We start from the raw sequence: 22,057 nt of genomic DNA, 5'->3' as shown, positions 1-22,057 counted from the left end.
GATAAAAATATAAATATAAACTAAGAGCCTGTTTAAAATTTAATAAAAAATAATTACTATGCCGATCTGAGGGATAATTTATTCTTAAAAATAAATATGAGTGGCATATATTGATTTCTTTACCCTTACGGCAAGTAGCTTGCTTCGGCTCGACGCTGCCGATGGACTTCTGCTTTTTGCCGTCAAAAAGAACCAAAAAACGCCGAATGAAAATTTTTCTTTCAAAGCCAGCAGTAGGGCGAGGAATGTGAAGTCCGAAAAATTTGTTTGGCCGGATTTAAGTAAAACGAGGATACTGTGCTATGGGCTTAACTGGATGTGGACACATAAGCAGCTAAAATACTGATTTGTTAAATAACGTCAGTGGTGGCATGTCGAAAGCCCTAAATTTTTGATACCAAAAAAGCATTATGCTTTAAATACTGCTTAAAAATTACTAAATCCTAGCTTTTGTCATGGTTAGGTGTGCGTTCTATAATATAAGTATAACCTTTTCAATTAACTTATAACTTTTTTATACCTCGATTAGTATCTACATAAACTTAACAGAATGAACCCGAAATACATCGAGTTCATTCGTTTAATTAAACTTTGCATTATTTTATCTTTGAATAAGATATGTTACTGAAAAAAATCAATGATTTAATCCATAGATTTTAGTGGGATCCAATAGTTTAAATCAGTTGATGTTCCAACAGACATTTTATTATCAGAATACCATGCATAAAACCACCCTGAACTAGCTGCAATACCTATATCAACGATTTCATTATAATTTTTTCCTGGAGGAAGTGCGTAATTTTGAAGCCCAACATATGCACCAAGGTCTGTGGAGTTTCCTTCAGAAAATGTACCATCACTATAAAATGCAAAACAGTGATCGTTAGATTTTAAAATTGCAATCCCAACAATATCCAGAGGTGTTTTGCCAGCAGGAAGGACATAACTTTTAGGGAGAATATAATCTCCAAAGTTACCAATACTTTGGCCTACAGACATTGTACCATCTTTATACCAAACGTAACCACGGCCAGCATTAGAAATAGCCATATCTATAACGTCACCAAAGTTCTTACCAGAAGGCAGAAAATACTGTTGGGTAGGGCCATTAATTGAAGTTGAGTTGCCTTTAGTAACCAAGCCAGATAAACCCCAAAAATATACACCATCATCTACGCCTATGTCTATCCCTGCCATTGTGGTTAATGTTCCTGATGGACCTGAAGTTACTACAGGATATAATGAAGCAATAGCTTGTTTATCTTTAACTGAGAAATAAGCAGCACCGATACCACATTGACCTCCATTCATTATAGAGGATGGATCTGTGCCACCAACATTCGGAACGTCTATCGCACTTGCTGGAGTTCCAATATCATCAGTACCGTTTTGTGGTTCGCCATTTGCGGACCAATTTGTGTGCCTGAATCCAACGCAATGGCCTATTTCATGGGCAATTGTCCGCTGTCTCTGGTCAAAACTATTTCCAGAGATATAAGTCTTGTTGATCTTGATTAATCCTCCGGCATTTCCATTAATAGGAAAACGGGCAACACCGCAATAACCATTTCCTAAATTTTCATCCATAATTAGAATATCATAACTACCACTTGTTACAAGATTAAAATGAATATTAGAACTTGGTACTGTATTCCATTGATTAACTGCAGAATTGACTTCCGCACTTAAAGATGCCATAGATGCATCAACATAAATTCTGATATTGGTTCTGTTAGCAGAACTCACGAGATTTCCAGTATAATACTGTTCTGTTTTTGGCCCTGAAGTTGAAGGGATAATCATATCCTTTGAGAAGGCAATATCTTCTTCTACAAGATATTCTTTGCCGAGATCTTTAATAGCTGATGCTGGGAAACCTAGGCTTCTAATGTAGGAGTAAACAGCATCTGTTTTTTTTACTTCCTCCTGGCTAACATTATTTTCTCCTTTTTTACAGGCGAAAATTGAGATAGAAATAGCGGAGATCATGAGCAACCTCACAATCATTTTTCTGTTTTTCATAATGGTTAATTTAGATTTATAGACAATTATATCTACTGAGCACTCCTTTTGGCATCAGAAGAATTTTTAATTTTTCTTTATTTTAATTAATCAGATTACAAACGTATACTGTTTTGAAAGAAAACATTACGCTGCGAAAATCTACATACAAATAAACTAAAGTTTTACATAAATACAAATTTTTTTTACGTTAAAGTATTATTAATAATATGTTGATGTATAGACAGCATAAAACTTTTATATTTTTATTATTTAGTGATAGGTATTTATTTCTCAAAAGTTATATTTATGCTTAATAACTGAAATGTAAAGCGAAGAAGTAAAAACGGCCTACGATAATTTTATAGCAATAGCGATGTGGCCTGGAGAATGCTGGATGCAAAATATAAAGCCCAGAACATCGTTGATGTATGCAAAGGACTAAAACCTAAAAAGTACTTGAGGTGATTAAATGTGAATACAGAGGGCAAGATATATCCAAACTTATACAGACCTTAAACATCTTATATGGTAAAAAAATACCTGGCTCGCTTATTGATAAATATAAAAATGCAAGGCCTTGCCCAATAGAACTTTTCGTATGCAATCGTCCGGAGCATACAGAGCGTACGTTACAATTCTGCAACAAAATGAGTTGGCAGCACAAAGCAATTTGTATATTTTTTCTGATGGTGCCAAAACCGATCTGGATAAAGAAAAATTTACTGCAGTAAGAAAAATCAACAAAAAAAATCATTAAGCGATAATTAACCTGCTATTTTAATTAGTTGTAGATTTGTATTATTTTTATTTTTTACAGAATCTAAACACACTGTTTTACCGCTCTTATAATGCACAATAAAATTCGGCTATTTCACAGGTTATTATATCTTTTAGCATTTTTTATCCTTCCTTCTAACAGTTTTGCACAACAGCAGCCCATTCCAGATTGGGTTAAAGATATTGGCGGTTTTGGGGAAAGCAAGGTGAGCGGCGTTGCTGTTGATAAATTTGATAACGTTTACATTGCTGGAAATTTTAGAAGTACAATCACTGTAGATTTATCGGGTATTTCTGCTCCGGTTAGTCTGACATCGAACGGTGATTATGATGTTTTTATTGCTAAGTATACACCTGATGGAAAATTAATCTGGGCAAAAAGCATTGGTGGATCAGAGCTTGACCAGGTGAATAATTTAACAGTTGATAATGAATCAAATGTAATTTTTGGCGGCCAGTTTAGTTCATTTAGCATGGATTGTGATCCAGGATCAGGCACCTTCAATCTTAACAATGCTGGCGGAAATGACGCTTTTATTGTAAAGTTAGATTTGGATGGCAATTTTAAATGGGCAAAAAATGTTGGTGGTTCATCTACCGAGTATGGACATGTTGTTGCCGCTGATCGTTTAGGTAATGTTATATTTGTAGGCTCCTATTCATCTAATATAAGCCTTGGCGGTTTTAACCTACTACCCAAAGGAGGTTTAGATGGCTTTATGGTCAAATATGATAAAAATGGAAATATTCAATGGGCTTATGGTTTCGGTTCATTCAGTACAGATGAGATCCGGCATGTAATAACCAATACCAACAACGAGATTACTATAATGGGTTATTTTTCGTCCAGCATCGATTTAAATCCCAAAGGTCCGGCCAACAATATTACCGGCACTTCACCAAATTACTTTATTGCAAAATACACAGAAACCGGTCAGCTAATATGGTCTGACAAAATTGATGGAGCTACTGCCGTTGTATCATCTTTAGCCTCAGGCCCAAACAACGATATTTACCTAACCGGTGTTTATAGTGGTACGGTAACCCTCAGTTCTCCCGCAAACAATGTTGCCTTAACATCAACGGGAGGGAAAAATCTTTTCGTTGGAAAGTACAGTTCCTCAGGTGCGGCATTGTGGGGCAAAAACATAGGCGGAAATAGCTCAACGCCTTATAGTTATTATATTACCGCTGATGTAGATGATAACGTATACATTGGAGGTTACTTTGATGGAACCCTGATTTTTGGTGATGTCAGTTTCAATAAAACATTAACCTTCCACGGTGTAAGGGATACATTTTTTGGAAAATATACAGGAACGGGCAAATATGTATGGGCATTTAATTTTGGCAGTAGCTGTTCGGGCAACTTCGGGCATAAAATTGCAGTCGATTCGAAAAAAAATGTTTTGCTTGGCGGCTCATTTTGTAGTACTGTAGATTTTAATCCAGGAATATGCGAATTAAAGATTACTGCAAAAAATGGGACATCAGATGGTTATATTTCAAAATATAACCAGATTAAGTTTACCGGTGAGGCAAACATTGTTTCTTTTGAGCTAGCAGAACAAACAGCACCTGCATTAATAAACACACAGGATAAAACGATAACCATTAAGGTAAGGGCCGGAACCAATGTTACGGCACTTAAACCAATATTAACAACCGATATAGGCGTTGTTGCACCATTATCTGGCGTAGCAAACAATTTTACCCAGCCACAGAAATATATCATTACATCTAACTGCCAGGATTATACCTGGTTGGTTACCGTACAGGTAGAAGAAACAAACGAAATAACAATTTGCTCAGGGGCTACACAGATTTTGGTAGGTGTTGCGGCCAATACCAGGCCATCATACACCTACTTATGGCAGATTAAAGATCCAACAGGCAATTGGATAGCTGCACCCAACGCTAGTGCGAGTATCGATTATGAACTGAAAGGGCTTACCAACTTTACCAATCAGGATATAACCTATCAGTTTAGACGGAAGGTGTTTACGGCAAATGCCGAACTTATTGAACCGAATATAAATATTATAATCCACCCTGCAACCACTACTAATTTAATCAGCACAACGCAAAATGTACTATGTAGTGGAGCATCCAATGTGCTAATCACCGGAACAGTTCCACAAGGTGCAGAAAATGAAACAGCGGTTTATAAATGGCAGGAAAGTGATGATGAGTTAACGTGGCGGGATATAAACAACGCAACAGGGATAGACCTTTCGGTTAGCATTGCCAAAACCAAATATTTTAAACGACTTACTTTCTCTGCAAGTTGTATTAGTTATAGCAATACATTAAAAATAGAAGCTCAACCACAGGTTACAGCTTCAATTGCTGGCAATAATATTGCCCTTTGCAATAACGATATGGTTACCTTAAATGCAAATGCGGTTGCCATGAACGAAACTGGTACCTGGCAGGTGGTAAGCCCAGCAAGTTATCATCCTTTTAATGCTATTAATGAACATAATCCTAGCCTGCAGATTACCAATATACCAAGTGATGTTGATGTGGTTTTAAAATGGACAATCAACCAGGATGTATGCTCAACATCCTCGTCATCTACTATTACCATCCACAATTACAGTGAGGCCATTTTAACTTTACCCAGTAATATAACCATTAGCGAAGGTCAATCGGTAAAAATTCCTGCTACAATAACGCCTGTTATTAATAACTACACATTTACATGGAGTCCAAGCACCGGTCTTGATCATCCTGATATACTAACGCCTACGTCGAAACCTGATAAAACAACGGTCTACCACCTCAAAATTACCTATGGAAATAGCTGTGTTATTGAGAAAGATATTAGAATCGGTATTGATAAAACAACTAAACTTGCAACTTGCTCAGGCGAAACAGTGCAGCTTACAGGAGAGGCTTTTATTGGAAGCAGCCCAATTATCCAATGGCAATTTTTTGATTTGCGAACCTGGGTAAATATCCAGAACGGTAACAATGCAGATTTTTCTTTAAAAACCATTGAGCATTTTGAAAACACGCCTATCATTATGCTTTACAGAAGGATGATTACCACAGGAGGCACAAGCTATTTCGACTCAAAATATGAGATAAGCACTTCTCCACATACGCGAAATAACATCATTAGTACCGAAACTTTAAATTATTGCGGCAATACAACAGGACCGCTCAGCATTATGGGTTCAGATCCTATTGGGGCAGCTGGCATGACCCTAAGTTATGCCTGGGAATTGAGCAATGATGAGGTAAACTGGAGTATTATCGGTAGCGAAACTGCGAAAGATATTGTATTGAACAGCCTAACACAAACAGGTTATTTTAGAAGAACAACGTATAGTAATTCCTGTGTGTCACTAAGTAACGTATTAAAAATTACTTTGAATCCACGGCCAACCATTGCCGATGCTGGAGAAAATCTGAGTTTATGTGGAAAATCATTTATTGTTTTAAGCGGAAATAAACCTGGTGAGAACGAAGTGGGCACTTGGTCTGTTATTTCGCCCGTAAATTTTAATCCATTTACTGCTGCAAATATTAATAATCCTAATGCTGTTATCAATAATCTTCCATCCGGTCAACAGGTTGTTCTTCAGTGGGAAATTGCAAACAATAATTGTAATACAACTACTAAAGATGAAGTGGAAATCATTTCATACCGTGACATTTCTGTAACCGCCCCTGCCAAGCTCACCATAGATTACGGTAAAGTGGTTAATTTAAATGTAATTACAGATTTAGGGAACGAACCCTATACTTTCGAATGGTTACCCAAAACTGGTTTGAAAAATCAGTATAGCTTAAGCCCCGATGCCAGTCCGAGAGAAAATACCACTTACACATTAAAAATTAATTATGGACTTAATTGCAGTAAATCAATTCCGATAGAGGTAATTGTTTTAAACACGATAGATATTCCGAAAAGCTTTTCACCAAATGGCGACGGCATTAACGATAACTGGAACATTGGAAACATTTTAAATTATCCTGGTTCTAAAATATCAGTTTACAACAGGTACGGGGTGCTGATGTACCAAAACACTAGTACTTTGGCAGCTTGGGATGGAACGAATAAAGGTAAGCTAGTGCTTGTTGGCGTGTATTACTACGTTATTGAACTTAAAGATAAGTACAATTCCGTTTATAATGGAAGCATTACGGTTTTACGATAGTATTGTATTGTACAAAAAAACACGGTATTTACTAATTTTAACTATTTTTATCGCAATTAACAATACAAACTGCATGTTAAGCGAAGAAGTAAAAACGGCCTACGATAATTTTTATACCAATAGCGATGTAGCATGGAGAATGCTCGGTGCAAAATATAAAGCGCAAAACATTGTTGATGTTTGCAAGGGACTAAAACCTAAAAAAGTACTTGAGGTTGGTGCCGGAGATGGCAGTATTTTACATTTTTTAAATGAATGGCATTTCGCACCAGAACTTTATGCTTTAGAAATTGCACAGAGTGGTGTCGATATTATAAAAGATCGTAACCTCGCCAGCTTAAAAGAAGCACAAACTTTTGATGGGTATAAAATCCCTTATGAAGATGATGCATTTGATCTGATTATTCTTGCGCACGTTTTAGAACACGTAGAATACGAAAGAATCCTGATCCGTGAATTGAAAAGGGTAGCAAAATATATTGTAGTTGAAGTACCTAAAGATTATCGTTTTGGTGTAGACCAAAGGATGAAACATTTTTTGGATTATGGACACATTAACATGTACACTCCAACTTCCTTGAGGTTTTTGCTGCAGAGTGAGGGTTTAGAAATCCTGGAAGATAAAGTTTCGATGACTGCACCAGAAACGGTAAAGTTTAATGAGTTTATCAATAGAAAAGCATCAAAAACATTTTTTAAAAACTTAAAAATCGAACTGGAATACCGGATTAAAAAAAACTTGGGCAATTTGTTTGGGAAGAAAAAGCAAGAACAGTTTGCCAATGCCTATACGGTGTTAACAAAAAAGTCTGACAATAATCTACATATATTTTAGGAGTAGGGCGATCGTCATTTCGAGCGAAGTGCAACGAAGCCGAGAAATCTTATAGCTTGATTCTTAACATAATTTAAAAGATTTCTCCATTCCGCGTTGCTCCAGTCGAAATGACGGAGAAACTGAGCAGTTTATTGATAAACTTAATTGATAAAACAAAAATGCAAAACCTTGCCCCAATAGCACTTTTCGTATACAACCGTCCGCAACACACCGAGCGTACATTACAATTTCTGCAACAAAATGAACTGGCTGCGCAAAGCCATTTGTATATCTTTTCTGATGGCGCCAAAACAGACCTAGATAAAGAAAAAGTTGCTGCCGTAAGAAAAATCATCAAAAAAGTAGATGGTTTTAAATCGGTTAAAGTAATCGAAAGTAAGACCAATGCTGGCTTAGCCAATTCGGTAATTGCAGGTATAACCCAATTAATAACAGAATACGATCAGGTAATTGTTTTTGAAGATGATCTGGTTACCTCCCCCCATACTTTAGCCTATTTCAACAACGCTTTAAACCAATACCGCGAAGAGGAAAAAGTAATGCATATTGGAGCTTACATGTATCCTTTAAAATCAGATAACCTTTCGCAATCGTTTTTCTACAGGGCAGCCACAAGTTGGGGCTGGGCCACATGGGGAAGGGCATGGAAAAACTTCGAACCGGATATTAACGTTCTTATAAAACAGTTTGACAAAAAGAAAAGAGCTGCATTCGCCATTGATAATAAAATGAATTTCTGGAAGCAGATGCTAGAGTTTAAGAAAGGAAAAAATAACAGTTGGGCAATTAGATGGTATGCTTCTATCTTTTTAAAAGGAGGCATCACACTTAACCCATCTCAATCACTCGTTAACAACATAGGCCATGATGGCACTGGTGTGCATTCAGGAATAAACGATATCTATAACGTAATCATCAACCCTAAACCCATTGTCGAGTTTCCTACCGTAATAGCTGAAGACCCCATCGCGTACAAAGCCATAAAAAGCTTTTTGATTAAACGAAAAGGCAATATGGTAACCCGTGTTAGGCGCTTTGTAAAAGAAAAGCTGACACAATACTTTTCAAAGAAATAATTAAGCTGATATAGCTCACTGTTGTAAGCAATTAAAAAAATGACAAACCTTTTTTTAATTGAACATGTTGCTTTTATACATCGAAACTATAAAAATAAAAAAACATGAAAACGACAACAGCAACAGCAGAGGTATTAAACGATCTGGTTCAAATTAATAACGATCGTATTGAAGGTTATGAAAAAGCACGTCAGGAATTAAAGGATGGAGATGCCGATCTAAAAACGCTATTTTTAAATATGATTGCCGAAAGTCAAAAATATAAAATGGCTTTGGCTGCAGAAGTAGCTGCATTGGGTGAGGATATTGAAACCGGAACAACAAACTCAGGAAAAATTTACAGGGCATGGATGGATGTTAAAGCATTATTTACCGGCCACGACCGTAAAACTGTTTTAAACAATTGTGAGTTTGGAGAAGATGCAGCACAAAATGCATATAAAATGGCATTAGAGGAAGAGGATCTTCCTTCAAATATAAGAGATTTAATCTCCGACCAGAAAGCATCGTTAAGAGTATCGCATGATGAAATTAAAAGATTACGTGATGCTCAAGCATAAGTGACCGATATATAAAAACGGAAAAACCTCCTTCGATTTACTATCGGAGGAGGTTTTTTTATAGTATTTTCGTCATCTCGATCCGATAGCTATCGGATGGAGCAACTCGGAACGGGGGAGATGTATCGAGAAAGTTTTAGCTTCGCTGAGCACTACGTGGTTCTCGGCTTCATTTCATTCCGCTCGAAATGACGATCGGTGGCAGAATAAATTAGTTACTTACGATTCTAATTCCCGATCTAAATGTTCCGTAACGCGTTGGATCGTATTGTCGATCGTGTTACTTAGAATCGTTAAATAAGAGCCTTTTTTAGCAGTTTCGATTGCGATCTGTAAACATTCGGTGCTTTTATTGTTGATGATAATCTCTTTATTAGGATCAACTTCCTTAATGCCTTTTACCAGCAGATCAACCAGTTCTTGTTGTTGTCTGCCACGCAGATATTTCTCCTGACAAATATAAATTTTATCAAACATCTGAGCAGAAATGCGGGCAGTTTCGATAATATCTTCGTCTCTTCTATCGCCTGTTGCCGAAATAATACCTACATGTTCGGTAGCCTCTACACCTTGCAAGAAACCTTTTACGCCATTAAATCCATCAGGGTTGTGTGCAAAATCGACCAGCACCTTAAATTCTTTGAACCTGAAAATATTCATCCTGCCTGGCGTATGTGCTGCAGAAGGGATAAATGTTTCTAGCGATAAACGGATGTCTTCAGGTTTATAGCCCCATAAATAAGTTGCCAGCGTTGCTGCAAGCACATTCTGGATCATAAAATTCACAGAACCACCAAAAGTTAATGGAATATGCGTGGCTTTATCTACCCTTAATTTCCAGTCGCCTGTTTTAATGGTAATGTATCCGTTTTCGTAAATAGCGGCAATTCCACCTTTTCTACAATGTTCTTTAATCACCGGATTATTTTCATCCATGCTAAAATAAGCAACATTACAGCGCGCATCTTTGCCAATGCGAACGCAATAACCATTATCGGCATTTAATACTGCCCAACCTTTACGGCGTACTGCCCCGATCACAACCGCTTTGACACGTGTCAGATCGTCAAGATTATGGATATCAGAAATACCCAAGTGATCTTCCTGGATATTGGTTACTACGCCAATATCACATGCATTAAATCCCAGTCCTGCCCTTAAAATTCCGCCACGGGCGGTTTCCAGTACAGCAAATTCAACTGTCGGATCTTTTAAAATGAACTCAGCACTTACCGGTCCAGTGGTATCGCCCTTCATTAGCATCGTGTTGTGCACATATACACCGTCACTCGTTGTAAAACCTACACGTTTACCATTACTTCTGATGATGTGGGCAATTAACCGTGTAGTAGTGGTTTTTCCATTTGTTCCAGTTACAGCAATAATCGGGATCTGTGATAATTTCCCTTGCGGATACAGCATATCAATAACCGATGCAGCCACGTTTCTAGGCAAACCTTCACTTGGCGCAAGGTGCATCCTGAATCCTGGTGCTGCATTAACTTCCAAAACCACACCTCCGTTTTCGGTTAAGGGTTGAGTAAGGTCCTGCGCCATGATATCGATACCGCAGATGTCCAATCCGATTACCCTCGAAATCCTTTCACATATAAAAATATTTTGAGGATGTACAATGTCAGTTACATCGATTGATGTCCCGCCTGTACTTAAATTTGCAGTAGATTTTAAATAAACCACTTCTCCCTTTTCTGGAATAGTTTTTAAGGTATATTCTTTTTTGGCCAGCAGATCCAAAGTATCCCGGTCGACAGCAATTTCTGTTAGCACATTTTCGTGACCATAACCACGGCGTGGATCTTCATTCTCCTTATCGATCAATTCTTGGATAGTATGAATTCCATTGCCCCTAACGTGTGCAGGATCGCGTTGTGCGGCAGCAATAACTTTATGATCGATTACCAGTACCCTAAAATCGAAACCGGTAATAAATTTTTCTATAATAACCTTTCTCGAGTAGGTTTTGGCGTATTCGAAAGCTGCTACAGCATCTTCCATCGTTTTCACGTTAATGGTCGCACCTTTGCCATGGTTGCCATCAAGTGGTTTAAAAACTAAAGGAAATCCAACTTTTTTAACCGATGCTTCCAGGTCATCAGGATTTGAAATCGTTACCCCGGAGGCTACCGGAATGGCAGCTTCGGTAAGCAAACGTTTTGTCTCTTCCTTATTGCTGGCAATATCTACAGCGATGCTACTGGTTTTTTCGGTCATGGTAGCTCTAAAACGTACCTGATTTTTACCGTATCCCAATTGCACCAAAGAACTTTTATTTAATCTGATCCATGGAATACTTCTACTTACGGCTTCCTCTACAATAGAACCTGTACTTGGCCCTAAAGCTTCCAGCTCACGTATTTCCTTCATCCTGCGGATGTCGTGCTCCAAATCGTACTCTTCGTTATTAATCAGGGCTTCGGCAATTTTAACTGCTGCTTCAGCAGCATAAACACCAACCTTTTCTTCCAGATAACTGAATACCACATTATAAATACCTTCAGTTTTGGTTTGGCGAGTTCTGCCAAAGCCAGTTTCCATTCCGGCCAATGTTTGGATTTCTAAAGCAATGTGTTCAATTACATGCCCCATCCAGGTCCCTTCTTTCACACGTGTAAAAAAGCCTCCTTCCACACCTTTAGAACACCGGTGTGTAAACATGCTTGGCAAGAGTTTTTCAATCCTTTCGCTAAATCCTTCAATTACGTTGGTTGGTTTTTGCTCCAAATCTTCCAAATCTAAACGCATCTGGATCAATTTTTTTCGGCTAATTGACCATATGTTCGGCCCTCTTAATACTTGTATGTTTGATATCTTCATGTAATGTTTTGTTCGTTTTTTATTTAAACAAGCGTTTGGGACAGCCTTTTTAACTCAATTTTTAGAATAAAATTGATGATGGTAAATTATGCATTTATTTTGAAATTAGACGTTCCATTTAGCTAAATCAATTTTAAGGTGTATTTGTTTTATTTTCAAGCACAATCCTGTTAATTTTAGGTTATAATATTTTAACGTTTGTTAATAAATTGAATATTCTTGACAAAAAAAGTCGTGTTTTTTATCATAAGCCTATATATTTGGGTTTTTTGATACAATTATAATACACAAAGAATGGTTCCGAAAGGTAAACTCATCATCATTGGTGGCGCAATAAACACAGGTAGCTTCGCAGAAACGCAATTTGGACTGCCTGAGAATATGAATTTTTTTGAGCGTGGAATTTTAAAACGGATTACTACAGAATCATTAAGAGATACTCAATCTCGTTTCGAGATCATCACCACAGCATCATTAATGCCCGAAAAAGTTGGTGAAGAATACATCAAGGCTTATGCACAATTAGACGTACACAATGTTGGTGTTCTTAACATTACCAATCGTGAAGAGGCCAATTCTGATGAAAATTATGAACGTATCAAAGCAGCAGAGGTAATTATTTTTACCGGTGGCGATCAGCTTCGTCTTTCTTCAATTTTCGGTGGAACAAAAATCCATCAGATCCTTTTGGAAAAATACAGAAATGAGCCCGTAGTAATTGCTGGTACTTCAGCTGGAGCTGCTGCAAGCTCTAAAAACATGATTTATCAGGGTAGCAGCAAAGATGCTTTACTTAAAGGGGAGGTTAAAATTACCGGTGGATTAGGTTTTATTGATGATGTTATTGTTGATACACATTTTGTTCAGCGTGGAAGGATTGGCCGCTTGTTATATGCAGCTGCCAGCAATCCTGGTATTTTAGGCATTGGTCTCGGCGAGGATACCGGGCTTTTCATCTCTGATGGTCATACGATGGAAGCCATCGGCTCTGGCATGGTAATTTTAGTAGATGGCCGCAATATGGCCGATACCAATTTAACCGATGTAGAAATGGGCCAGCCTGTTTCAATTAAAAACATGGTGGTACATGTAATGTGCGATGGCGACGTTTATGATTTAACAGACCATAGCTTGGTGATTCATCATCCAAAGGTTGTTCCGATAGGGTAATTCGGTTAGCAGTTAACAGTGGGCGATTTTCAGTTAGGACTTACCCAATCTTGATACTTACTACTTGCTACTTAATACAACAATACTCAAAAAATGAAACTAATCATACATGGCGGCTTCTTCAGCGAATCGTCTACCAACCAGGAAACGAAAAAGGCTAAACAAGATGCTTTGGCTTCGATTGTTACGCTCGGACACGAATATCTAAAAACACATACTGCTTTAGAAACCGTGGTTTATACGGTTGCACTATTAGAAGATAACGAATTATTTAATGCAGGCATCGGTTCGCAGATTCAAAGTGATGGAAAGGTGAGATTGAGCGCAGCTCTAATGGATGGTAAAACAGAAAAATTTAGTGGTGTAATTAATGTTGAAGATGTTAAAAACCCTATACAGATTGCGCAGAACCTATTAACATATGATGACCGGGTACTCAGTGATGATGGTGCCCAGCAATTTGCAAGAACAAACGGATTTGAATATTTCGATCCGATTACCCCACAGCGCCAATCAGAATACGAAGCTAAATTAAACCAAAAGAACAATAAAGGAACGGTTGGTTGTGTAGCACTCGATGCAGATGGAAATTTAGCAGCCGCAACCTCCACAGGGGGAAAAGGATTCGAAATCCCTTGCCGGGTGAGTGACTCTGCAACCGTTGCGGGCAACTATGCCAATCAATATGCAGGTATTTCTTGTACCGGAGTAGGTGAAGATATTGTAAGCGGTGCCTTAGCCGCAAAAATTGTAACCCGTGTTACCGATGGTTTTTCTTTAAAGGAAGCATCAGATAAATCTTTTGCTGAACTCAAAGCTTTTGATGGCTTTGCAGGCGTTGTAGGCATTTCTGCAGCAGGCGAAGTGTATCATTGCGACTCACACGCATACATGGTTTGGGCATCTTTTGATGTTAATTTACAGGTATTTAGCTGAAATTAGATTTAAAGTATTATTTTTGTTGCATGACCAAGATTGTATTGGCTTTAATAGGCCTTTTTGCATCATTACAACTACAAGCTCAAAATATAGATAAATCTGAGATCCAAGAACCTAACGGTAGTGCTATAAATATAGCAGTATCTAAATTTGACCTGGAAGACGGCAATTCCTTTTTTGAGGAAGCAGAAGATTTAGAGCGAAAAGGCGATTATAACGAAGCCCTCACCTTATTTGGCAAAGCCGCTTTCGAGTATAATGCCGTAAAAAACTTCAACAGGTACGGACAGGCAGTTATCAAGATGAGCAGTATGCATTATCAACTTGGCCGTTTCACTGATGCTGAGCAAATTCTGTTAAATGTGGCTTTAAAAAATTACTCTAAAACTGGAAACAGATCAGGAGTAATGAACACCTATAATCTTTTAGGCAAAGTTTATTTGGCCAATACCAAGTATACCCAATCGATGTGGTTTTATACACAGCAAGGTATATTGGCAAAACAGTTAAAAAGCAACAACGCTTATATCGAATCTATTTTAGGTATTGTTCAGGTTAAAATTAAAAAGAAAGATTTTACACTTGCACTGAGAGATCTGAAATCGGCCGAATGGCTAGCAAACTCGATCAAAACCACCCAGTACAAAACGCAGATCAAAGATGCCAGGGAAATGATTGCCAGCAAAACAACCAGTAAAAAGGTAAACCCAAGCTAGTTTAAATACTTATTTTTCTGTAAAACTTCTTATATTACTGAGAATATAGCCCTTAAAGATCTGTAATCGGTCAAATTTTGATTACCCATCAAAACAAAAAATAACGATCAACGTTCTACATAGGAAATTGTTAAATAAAAAGCTTTTAGTTAGATTTGATAAAGTTTTAACAAGAGACGGTAATAATGCTGTCTCTTTTTTGTTTTTTTGCTAAAATGGTATCATATTGGCTATATAGAATTGGAAATGGATTTTAAATCATTTAAAGAGATGTTAAAGAGAATATTTTTTGTAATTTTTACTGCGGCAGTACTTGCTTGTCATGCTGCACCTAAAACTCAGCCAATAGTTGAGGGTGTTACCAACGTAAAACCAGATGAGCAGCAACAACTAGTTATAAAAGAGGTTGTAAATTTAATTGAGAGTTATAATTATAAAAAAATTCAGATCAACGATTCTATATCTTCGATCATTTTAGATAAGTATATCAAATCTTTAGATCAAGGCAAAAATTACTTTTTGGCTTCGGATATTAAGGAATTTGAAAAATACAGATACACTTTGGATGATGATTTCAAAAATGGCGATCTAAGTGGCCCGTTTTTCATCTATAACGTTTATGCCAAAAGATTAAACGAATATTTTACCTATTCTTTAGCACAGATTAAAACAAAATACGATTTTAATCAAACCGACAGTTATGTATACGATAGAGAGAAGCAGCCTTGGGCAACTTCTTCAGAAGCATTGAACGATACCTGGAAAAAACGTGTTAAATACGAACTGATCAATTTAAATTTAGCCGGAACAGCTGAAGCAAAGAATGTAGAAACATTGACTAAACGTTATCAGAACCTACAGTCGCAAACTTCAAAAACCAATAATCAGGATGTATTCCAGATTTTGATGGATGCTTTTACCGAATCTATTGATCCACATACCAATTATTTTAACCCAACCAACGCAGCAGCATTTAACGAAGATATGTCGCGTTCTTTTGAAGGTATTGGCGCCCGTTTACAATTAGAAAATGAGGTAGTTAAAATCTCTGAAATTATTGCTGGTGGGCCTGCATTTAAGGGGAAACAACTGAGTGCTGGCGATCGCATTATTGCCGTAGCCCAAGGTGATGGAGAATTTGTTGATGTAGTAGGCTGGAGATTGGATAACACAGTATCGAAAATTAAAGGCCCGAAAGGAACCAAAGTGCGTTTGAAAGTTATCCCAGTTGGAAAAGAAATGTCATCTAAACCAGTAATTATCGAATTGGTTCGCGATAAAATTGTTTTGGAAGAAACATCCGCCAAGAAAAAAGTTAAAACCATTAACAGTAATGGTAAAGATTATAAAATCGGGATTATCACCCTACCGGCGTTCTATGCTGATTTTAAAGCAGCAAATGCAGGTGATAAAAACTACAAAAGCACTACCCGCGATGTTAGAAAATTAATCGACTCGTTAAAAACATATGATAAGGTAAATGCAATTGTAATGGATTTACGTGGAAACGGTGGAGGCTCACTTGTTGAAGCCATCTCATTAACCGGTTTATTTATCGATAGAGGTCCGGTAGTTCAGGTGAAAGATTTACGCGGTAAAATTGAAGTGGATGAGGATGAAAATAGCGGTGTAACCTGGGATGGGCCTTTTGGTGTGATGGTAGACCGTTTAAGTGCATCTGCATCAGAAATTTTCGCTGGTGCAATACAAGATTATGGCCGTGGTATCATTATGGGTAGCCAAACTTATGGTAAAGGTACCGTTCAATCTTCTATCGACCTAAATAAACTGGTAAACCCAAGTATGTTACAAAGGGTAGCAGGATTAATTTCTAAAGACAAAACCGTTGGCACATCGCCAAGTGGAGCAAGCCCGGCTGATATCAATTTAGGCCAAATTAATCTAACCATGGCTAAATTTTACCGTGTAGCAGGAAGCAGCACTCAGCATAAAGGTGTAACACCCGATGTTGTTTTCCCTTCAGTTTATCCGATGGATAAAATTGGAGAAGATACTGAATCATCAGCCTTACCATGGGACGTTATTCCAAGCTCTAACTTTAAAGCAGTTGCAAATCTGACTCCTGTTAAAGCACAGTTGGTTAAAAACAGCGAGCAGCGTATCGCAAACTCATTGGATTTTAAATACCTGAAACAAGATATTGCTGATCTTAAAAAACGTGATAATGAAGTTTCTGTAACTTTAAACGAAGCAAAACTTAAAGCTGAGCGCGATGCGCAAGAAGCTAAAACGCTTGCCAGACAGAATGAATTAAGAGCATTAAGAGGATTACCTGCCATTAAAAAAGGAGATAAAATTACCAAGCAGGATGCTTTCGATTTTATTGAAGATGAATCGTTAAAAGTAATGGGCGATTTTATGCAACAATCTGGCAACTATGTAATGAACTTAGGCGTGATGCCAAAAAATAACTAAGAAGAAATATATTTTAATTCATACTCGTCACCCTGACCTGTAGCGCAGCGGAAAGCTACGAAGTAAACCGAGCTTTAAGCGAGCTCACCGAAGGTAATTTATTTCAGGGTCTACCTAGCGGAAAAGATGCTGACCAAGTAGTAGCTACAAGACAATTAAAAGTACTGCTTCTACTTGTAAACAAAATCAGCATGACGATAGACATAGTAAAAGGCCGCTTTAGCAAACTAAAGCGGCCTTTTTTGTAATTGGATTTCAGAGTTGTCAACTTTAATAACCAATTCGCTAAAAAGTTGACAACTCTAAAAGTATATTAGACATTCGGAATTTCGTGGTGTCGGATATTCCTATCCGACACTAAACCACATTTATCTTTAATCTATTTAACTGTTGGATGGTAACATCTGGCAGCACATGGATAAAGCCAGTATGGAAATATCATCAGCTAACTTTTCGCCCTCCTGTAAACGCTGTAGTCTTCCAAGTCACCTTTATGCACTTCAGCTCCAGCAAGTACAAGTGCTTTTTCAGCCGCTTCATTCCGTGCCAAGCCCAAAACCTCTTGGCCTGCGCTAATTAATTCTTTTACTACTGCAGAACCGACAAATCCGGTTGCGCCTGTACAAAAACTTTTATTATAATTAATTTTTAAATAGTGTACAACAATTACGCATCGATCTGAAATAAATCGAATCTCATCATCACTCAAAATTCAATTAATTTTATAGAAACAATTTAGGTTAATCTATTCTTCATTTAGCCAAAACGAATAATTAACGTAAAAAAAAGACTGCTGCCAACTGCAACAGTCTTTTTTGTATGAAAAATACTTCTAGTCTTTCTTCGGAGGATTCTGACTCAGCTGCATTGCCATCATTTCTTTCATGGTTTTATTCATTCCCTCGGTACTACCATCTAAGAAAATGATATTACCTTCGCCGTATTCTGCAAATTGTTTAATGGCTTCTGTCCACATGGTGAAAAGAATTACCGATGTATCAAGGTTAGCCTGTTGCATTTCATGCGCAGCATTGGTCATCCCTTTTGCAACCTCTTCCCTAAACAAAGCGATACCCTGCCCGCGTAACTGTGCAGCCTCACGCTCGGCAGTAGCTGCAATTTTGATCGCGTTACCGTCGGCCTCTGCACCTTTGGTTTTGGTAATTAATAATGCCTGGCCCTCATTTTCAGCCGCTGCTTTTAAGTTGTTTGAGGCTACTACGCGACTCATTGAACGCATAATTTCTTCATCAAAAGTAATATCATTCAATTGAAGATCCTGAAGATGGTAACCCCAGCCATCTAAAACCTGATCAATCTGTTCCTTAACATGAAGCACAATTTCGTTGCGTTGTGCCAATACATTTGCTTGCTTTTGTGTAGCCACATATGCCCTGATCGAACCTTCAATTGTTCTGATTAATGCCTGCATTAAGTTGGTTGCATCTACAAACTTAAAAGCTACATTTTTGATTGTCTCTTCATCCTGGTTTACAACAGAATACAACAGCATAGCTTTAAAATATACATTGGCCTGATCTTGTGTTACCGCTTGAAACGACAACTCTACAGAACGGTTTTGAATGGAAATGCGAGAATAAATCTGCTCTATTAATGGGATTTTAAAATTTAAACCAGGTCTTAACTGGCGACGGTACTTACCGAAAACGGTTACCACCGCAATGGTTCCCTGTTTAACAGTAACAAACGAGCTCAGCAGGATAATAAATCCTACGGCAGCTATAATGTAAACGGTGTATTGCATAATTAGATTTTTTTATGAAGTTATAAAAAATTCATACAAACTACATTAGGCATTTTGTAGCTTTAAGCTTTTCTAACTAACTTATATACAATGAAAATTAAATTATTACTTCCGGCGGCCGGCGTATTGCTTTTTGCGGCTTGCCAGAATAAAAGCCATCAAGATGCCGATGTGGCGAATACACGTACCGAATTTTTCGATAAAGCCGGCATGGATACCTCTGTAAACCCTGGTGATAACTTTTTCCTGTATGCCAATGGGAAATGGATGAAAAACACTGAAATTCCTAAAACAGAAACAGGCTGGGGTTCTTTTTATACTTTATACAATGATAACCTAAAGAATCTGAATAGCATTCTTGAAAACGCTTCAAAAGCTAATGCAGCCAAAGGAAGTACCGAACAGAAAGTTGGCGATTTCTATACCAGTGGAATGGATACCCTTACCATTGAGAAGTTAGGTATCGAACCTATAAAGCCGCTCTTAAGTAAAATAGATCGGATTAAAAACGATAAGGATTTAATCAGCTTTGTTGCTGACGGCTATAAAGATGGTGAGGGAGATTTATTGGGCTTTAGCGTTGATCCAGACGACAAATTAAGCACCAAAAATGCTTTATCATTTTCGCAGTCCGGTCTTACCCTGCCTGATCGCAGTTATTATTTAGAACAAGATGATAAGGCAAAAAAAATCAGAGCCGAGTACATCAAATACATCACAAAAATTTTTAGCCTGGCAGGCGATTCTGCTAATGCAGCTAAATATGCCGACAATATTTTAAAACTGGAAACGGCTATTGCGCAGTCGCATTCTACTCCAGTTCAACTACGCGATCCACAGAAAAACTATAACAAAATGACCGTGGCTGATTTTCAAAAACAGACACCGAACATTGAGTGGAAATCTGTTTTAAGTAAACTGGGGGCAAGTACGGATACCGTTATTGTGAGGCAGCCAAAATATTATCAAACTTTATCAGCCCTGGTAAAAAGCCAACCTATCGAAATCTGGAAAGAAAAATTAAAGTTTGATGCTTTAAACAGATCGGCAAATGCCTTTACCAAAAAATTCAGAGATGCTAAATTCGATTTTTTCTCTAAAACATTATATGGTCAACAAGCACCGACAGAAAGATGGAAAGCCATTGTAAATGCAACCGATCGTAATTTGGGTGAACTTTTAGGTCAGTTATATGCCGAAAAGTATTTCAAACCAGAGGCTAAAGAGCGTATGTTAACGCTGGTAAACAATTTACAGAAAGTATATGCAGAAAGAATCCAGAAGGTAGATTGGATGACACCTGAAACCAAAAAGAAAGCTTTAGAAAAACTAAACGCATTTATCAAAAAAATCGGCTATCCTGATAAATGGAAAAAGTACGATGATGTCGAGGTTTCGAAGAACACTTATTATGCAAACCTTCAGTCGGCAGGTAAACATGCCTACAAAGAAATGATGGATAAACTCGGCAAAAATGTTGATAAAACCGAGTGGGGAATGACTCCACCGACCGTTAATGCCTATTACAATCCGTCTTTCAACGAAATTGTTTTTCCGGCTGGGATTTTACAGTTCCCGTTCTTTGATTTTGCTGCAGATGACGCCATTAACTACGGTGCAATAGGTGCTGTAATTGGTCATGAAATGACACATGGTTTTGACGATCAGGGTCGCCAGTACGATGCAGTAGGTAATTTAAAAGAGTGGTGGACAAAAGCCGATGCCGATAAATTTAAAGCTAAAGCAGGTAAAGTAGAAACATTTTACAACAACTTCTCATTGTTGGATAATCAGCATGTAAATGGTTCGTTAACACTGGGAGAAAACCTTGCCGATATTGGTGGCTTAAACATTGCATACGATGCCTTTAAATTAACTGAGCAGGGAAAAGGCGATAAAAAGATTGATGGTTTTACTCCTGATCAACGTTTCTTTTTAAGCTTTGCCCAGGTATGGAGAATCAAAACCCGCGATGAAAGTATGCGTGTAAGATTAAAAACAGACCCACATAGCCCAGAAATGTTCCGTGTAAATGGCCCCGTGTACAATATGGGAGCATTTTACAAGGCGTTCAACATTCCTGCAACAGCAAAAATGTATATAGCTCCAACAAACCGGTTAGGTGTGTGGTAAACGGTTCTTTCATCTAATAAAAGAAGCCCATTTCAGTTAATGAGATGGGCTTCTTTGTTTCCTTAAAACAAAATCGATAATATTTTGTCTTTATCTTATTAAATAACAACCCTATGAATGTAAAACGCACTTTTGGAACCATATTAACCGTACTTGGTATAATTGGATTGATATACGCAGGCTATGGCTTTGTAAGCCATAGCGAAAATACTAGGGGATTAATGGTTTATGGCATTATCGGACTTATATTCTTTGTCTCGGGCATTGGCCTGGTAAAGAATACGAAAGATGAGAGTTAGTTTAAGCCTTCCTTCTAAACTTTCTGGACAGCAGAAAGAGTACTATAGCTGCCCCGATGGCCAGACCAAGATAGCCGTCTTTAAAATTATTAGCCTTTGTAGCGTGGACAACAGTTGTCATCATACTATTGCTTCTTTTTGTGTTTGATGATTTGGTACTGGCTAAAAGCAACCAGGCAGCCCGCCAGGATTATAATTCCTGCAGACAACAGGTTCTCGGGATTTTGGTTGATATAGTAGGCTGCTGCCAATACTAAAATTGCAGCTGCAATACCTATAATATAATGAAGTATTAATCCTTTTTTCATAAGGCAAATATTCTGAAATAAATTGAGATTGA

General features: G+C 37.6%; 15 protein-coding genes. 10 read left to right on the top strand and 5 right to left on the bottom strand.

Features of this window, described 5'->3' with window-relative positions; translation table 11 throughout:
* Positions 1-642: 642 nt before the first annotated feature.
* Complete coding sequence (locus EYS08_RS07910) at positions 643-2,022, bottom strand: M57 family metalloprotease (RefSeq protein ID WP_131029504.1); 1,380 nt, start codon at positions 2,020-2,022, stop codon at positions 643-645.
* 830 nt (positions 2,023-2,852) lie between these two features.
* Here EYS08_RS07910 and EYS08_RS07905 point away from each other — a divergent pair.
* From EYS08_RS07905 to EYS08_RS07890, 4 genes are all read left to right on the top strand, one after another.
* The gene (locus EYS08_RS07905) at positions 2,853-6,950 is read left to right on the top strand and encodes a T9SS type B sorting domain-containing protein (protein WP_131029503.1); all 4,098 of its coding nucleotides are present in this window, start codon (positions 2,853-2,855) and stop codon (positions 6,948-6,950) included.
* Positions 6,925-7,785, top strand: a complete 861-nt coding sequence (locus EYS08_RS07900; RefSeq protein ID WP_244215892.1) for a methyltransferase domain-containing protein — start codon at positions 6,925-6,927, stop codon at positions 7,783-7,785. The genes EYS08_RS07905 and EYS08_RS07900 overlap by 26 nt, the downstream gene beginning before the upstream one ends.
* A 161-nt stretch (positions 7,786-7,946) precedes the next feature.
* Positions 7,947-8,864, top strand: a complete 918-nt coding sequence (locus EYS08_RS07895) for a glycosyltransferase (RefSeq protein ID WP_131029502.1) — start codon at positions 7,947-7,949, stop codon at positions 8,862-8,864.
* Between the two features lie 104 nt (positions 8,865-8,968).
* On the top strand, positions 8,969-9,424 hold the full coding sequence (locus tag EYS08_RS07890) for a PA2169 family four-helix-bundle protein (RefSeq protein ID WP_131029501.1): 456 nt from the start codon (positions 8,969-8,971) through the stop codon (positions 9,422-9,424).
* A gap of 219 nt (positions 9,425-9,643) precedes the next feature.
* Here the strand turns inward: EYS08_RS07890 and cphA are convergent, their stop codons facing one another.
* Complete coding sequence (cphA, locus tag EYS08_RS07885; protein WP_131029500.1) at positions 9,644-12,259, bottom strand: cyanophycin synthetase; 2,616 nt, start codon at positions 12,257-12,259, stop codon at positions 9,644-9,646.
* Positions 12,260-12,553: 294 nt separating this feature from the next.
* On the opposite strand from cphA, the gene EYS08_RS07880 reads away from it, so the two are divergent.
* From EYS08_RS07880 to EYS08_RS07865, 4 genes are all read left to right on the top strand, one after another.
* Complete coding sequence (locus EYS08_RS07880; protein WP_131029499.1) at positions 12,554-13,429, top strand: cyanophycinase; 876 nt, start codon at positions 12,554-12,556, stop codon at positions 13,427-13,429.
* A gap of 93 nt (positions 13,430-13,522) precedes the next feature.
* Positions 13,523-14,365 carry an isoaspartyl peptidase/L-asparaginase gene (locus EYS08_RS07875; protein WP_131029498.1) on the top strand — a complete coding sequence of 281 codons (843 nt, stop codon included), beginning with the start codon at positions 13,523-13,525 and terminating at the stop codon, positions 14,363-14,365.
* A gap of 29 nt (positions 14,366-14,394) precedes the next feature.
* Positions 14,395-15,084, top strand: a complete 690-nt coding sequence (locus tag EYS08_RS07870; protein WP_131029497.1) for a tetratricopeptide repeat protein — start codon at positions 14,395-14,397, stop codon at positions 15,082-15,084.
* Positions 15,085-15,354: 270 nt separating this feature from the next.
* On the top strand, positions 15,355-17,520 hold the full coding sequence (locus EYS08_RS07865; protein ID WP_244215891.1) for a carboxy terminal-processing peptidase: 2,166 nt from the start codon (positions 15,355-15,357) through the stop codon (positions 17,518-17,520).
* Between the two features lie 445 nt (positions 17,521-17,965).
* On the opposite strand, the gene EYS08_RS26315 is transcribed toward EYS08_RS07865, so the two are convergent.
* Complete coding sequence (locus EYS08_RS26315; protein WP_244215890.1) at positions 17,966-18,229, bottom strand: NAD-dependent epimerase/dehydratase family protein; 264 nt, start codon at positions 18,227-18,229, stop codon at positions 17,966-17,968.
* Positions 18,230-18,352: 123 nt separating this feature from the next.
* Entirely contained in the window at positions 18,353-19,285 is a 933-nt protein-coding gene (locus EYS08_RS07855; RefSeq protein WP_131029495.1) for an SPFH domain-containing protein, read from the bottom strand.
* Positions 19,286-19,375: 90 nt separating this feature from the next.
* On the opposite strand from EYS08_RS07855, the gene EYS08_RS07850 reads away from it, so the two are divergent.
* Positions 19,376-21,418, top strand: a complete 2,043-nt coding sequence (locus tag EYS08_RS07850) for a M13 family metallopeptidase (RefSeq protein WP_131029494.1) — start codon at positions 19,376-19,378, stop codon at positions 21,416-21,418.
* 113 nt (positions 21,419-21,531) lie between these two features.
* Positions 21,532-21,717, top strand: a complete 186-nt coding sequence (locus EYS08_RS07845) for a hypothetical protein (RefSeq protein WP_029274977.1) — start codon at positions 21,532-21,534, stop codon at positions 21,715-21,717.
* Between the two features lie 125 nt (positions 21,718-21,842).
* On the opposite strand, the gene EYS08_RS07840 is transcribed toward EYS08_RS07845, so the two are convergent.
* Positions 21,843-22,025, bottom strand: coding sequence for a hypothetical protein (locus tag EYS08_RS07840; protein ID WP_131029493.1), 183 nt, complete (start codon positions 22,023-22,025; stop codon positions 21,843-21,845).
* Between the last annotated feature and the right edge of the window lie 32 nt (positions 22,026-22,057).

This window comes from Pedobacter kyonggii (assembly GCF_004310665.1).
In the GTDB taxonomy this organism is placed as follows: Bacteria; Bacteroidota; Bacteroidia; order Sphingobacteriales; family Sphingobacteriaceae; genus Pedobacter; species Pedobacter kyonggii.
Note: the sequence above shows the minus strand (reverse complement) of the source record. Positions and strands in the feature narration are given on the sequence as shown.

Coding starts and splice junctions, on each gene's coding strand:
- EYS08_RS07910 (WP_131029504.1), bottom strand. CDS start 2,022: ATGAAAAACAGAAAAATGATTGTGAGGTTGCTCATGATCTCCGCTATT.
- EYS08_RS07905 (WP_131029503.1), top strand. CDS start 2,853: ATGCACAATAAAATTCGGCTATTTCACAGGTTATTATATCTTTTAGCA.
- EYS08_RS07900 (WP_244215892.1), top strand. CDS start 6,925: ATGGAAGCATTACGGTTTTACGATAGTATTGTATTGTACAAAAAAACA.
- EYS08_RS07895 (WP_131029502.1), top strand. CDS start 7,947: ATGCAAAACCTTGCCCCAATAGCACTTTTCGTATACAACCGTCCGCAA.
- EYS08_RS07890 (WP_131029501.1), top strand. CDS start 8,969: ATGAAAACGACAACAGCAACAGCAGAGGTATTAAACGATCTGGTTCAA.
- cphA (WP_131029500.1), bottom strand. CDS start 12,259: ATGAAGATATCAAACATACAAGTATTAAGAGGGCCGAACATATGGTCA.
- EYS08_RS07880 (WP_131029499.1), top strand. CDS start 12,554: ATGGTTCCGAAAGGTAAACTCATCATCATTGGTGGCGCAATAAACACA.
- EYS08_RS07875 (WP_131029498.1), top strand. CDS start 13,523: ATGAAACTAATCATACATGGCGGCTTCTTCAGCGAATCGTCTACCAAC.
- EYS08_RS07870 (WP_131029497.1), top strand. CDS start 14,395: ATGACCAAGATTGTATTGGCTTTAATAGGCCTTTTTGCATCATTACAA.
- EYS08_RS07865 (WP_244215891.1), top strand. CDS start 15,355: ATGTTAAAGAGAATATTTTTTGTAATTTTTACTGCGGCAGTACTTGCT.
- EYS08_RS07855 (WP_131029495.1), bottom strand. CDS start 19,285: ATGCAATACACCGTTTACATTATAGCTGCCGTAGGATTTATTATCCTG.
- EYS08_RS07850 (WP_131029494.1), top strand. CDS start 19,376: ATGAAAATTAAATTATTACTTCCGGCGGCCGGCGTATTGCTTTTTGCG.
- EYS08_RS07845 (WP_029274977.1), top strand. CDS start 21,532: ATGAATGTAAAACGCACTTTTGGAACCATATTAACCGTACTTGGTATA.
- EYS08_RS07840 (WP_131029493.1), bottom strand. CDS start 22,025: ATGAAAAAAGGATTAATACTTCATTATATTATAGGTATTGCAGCTGCA.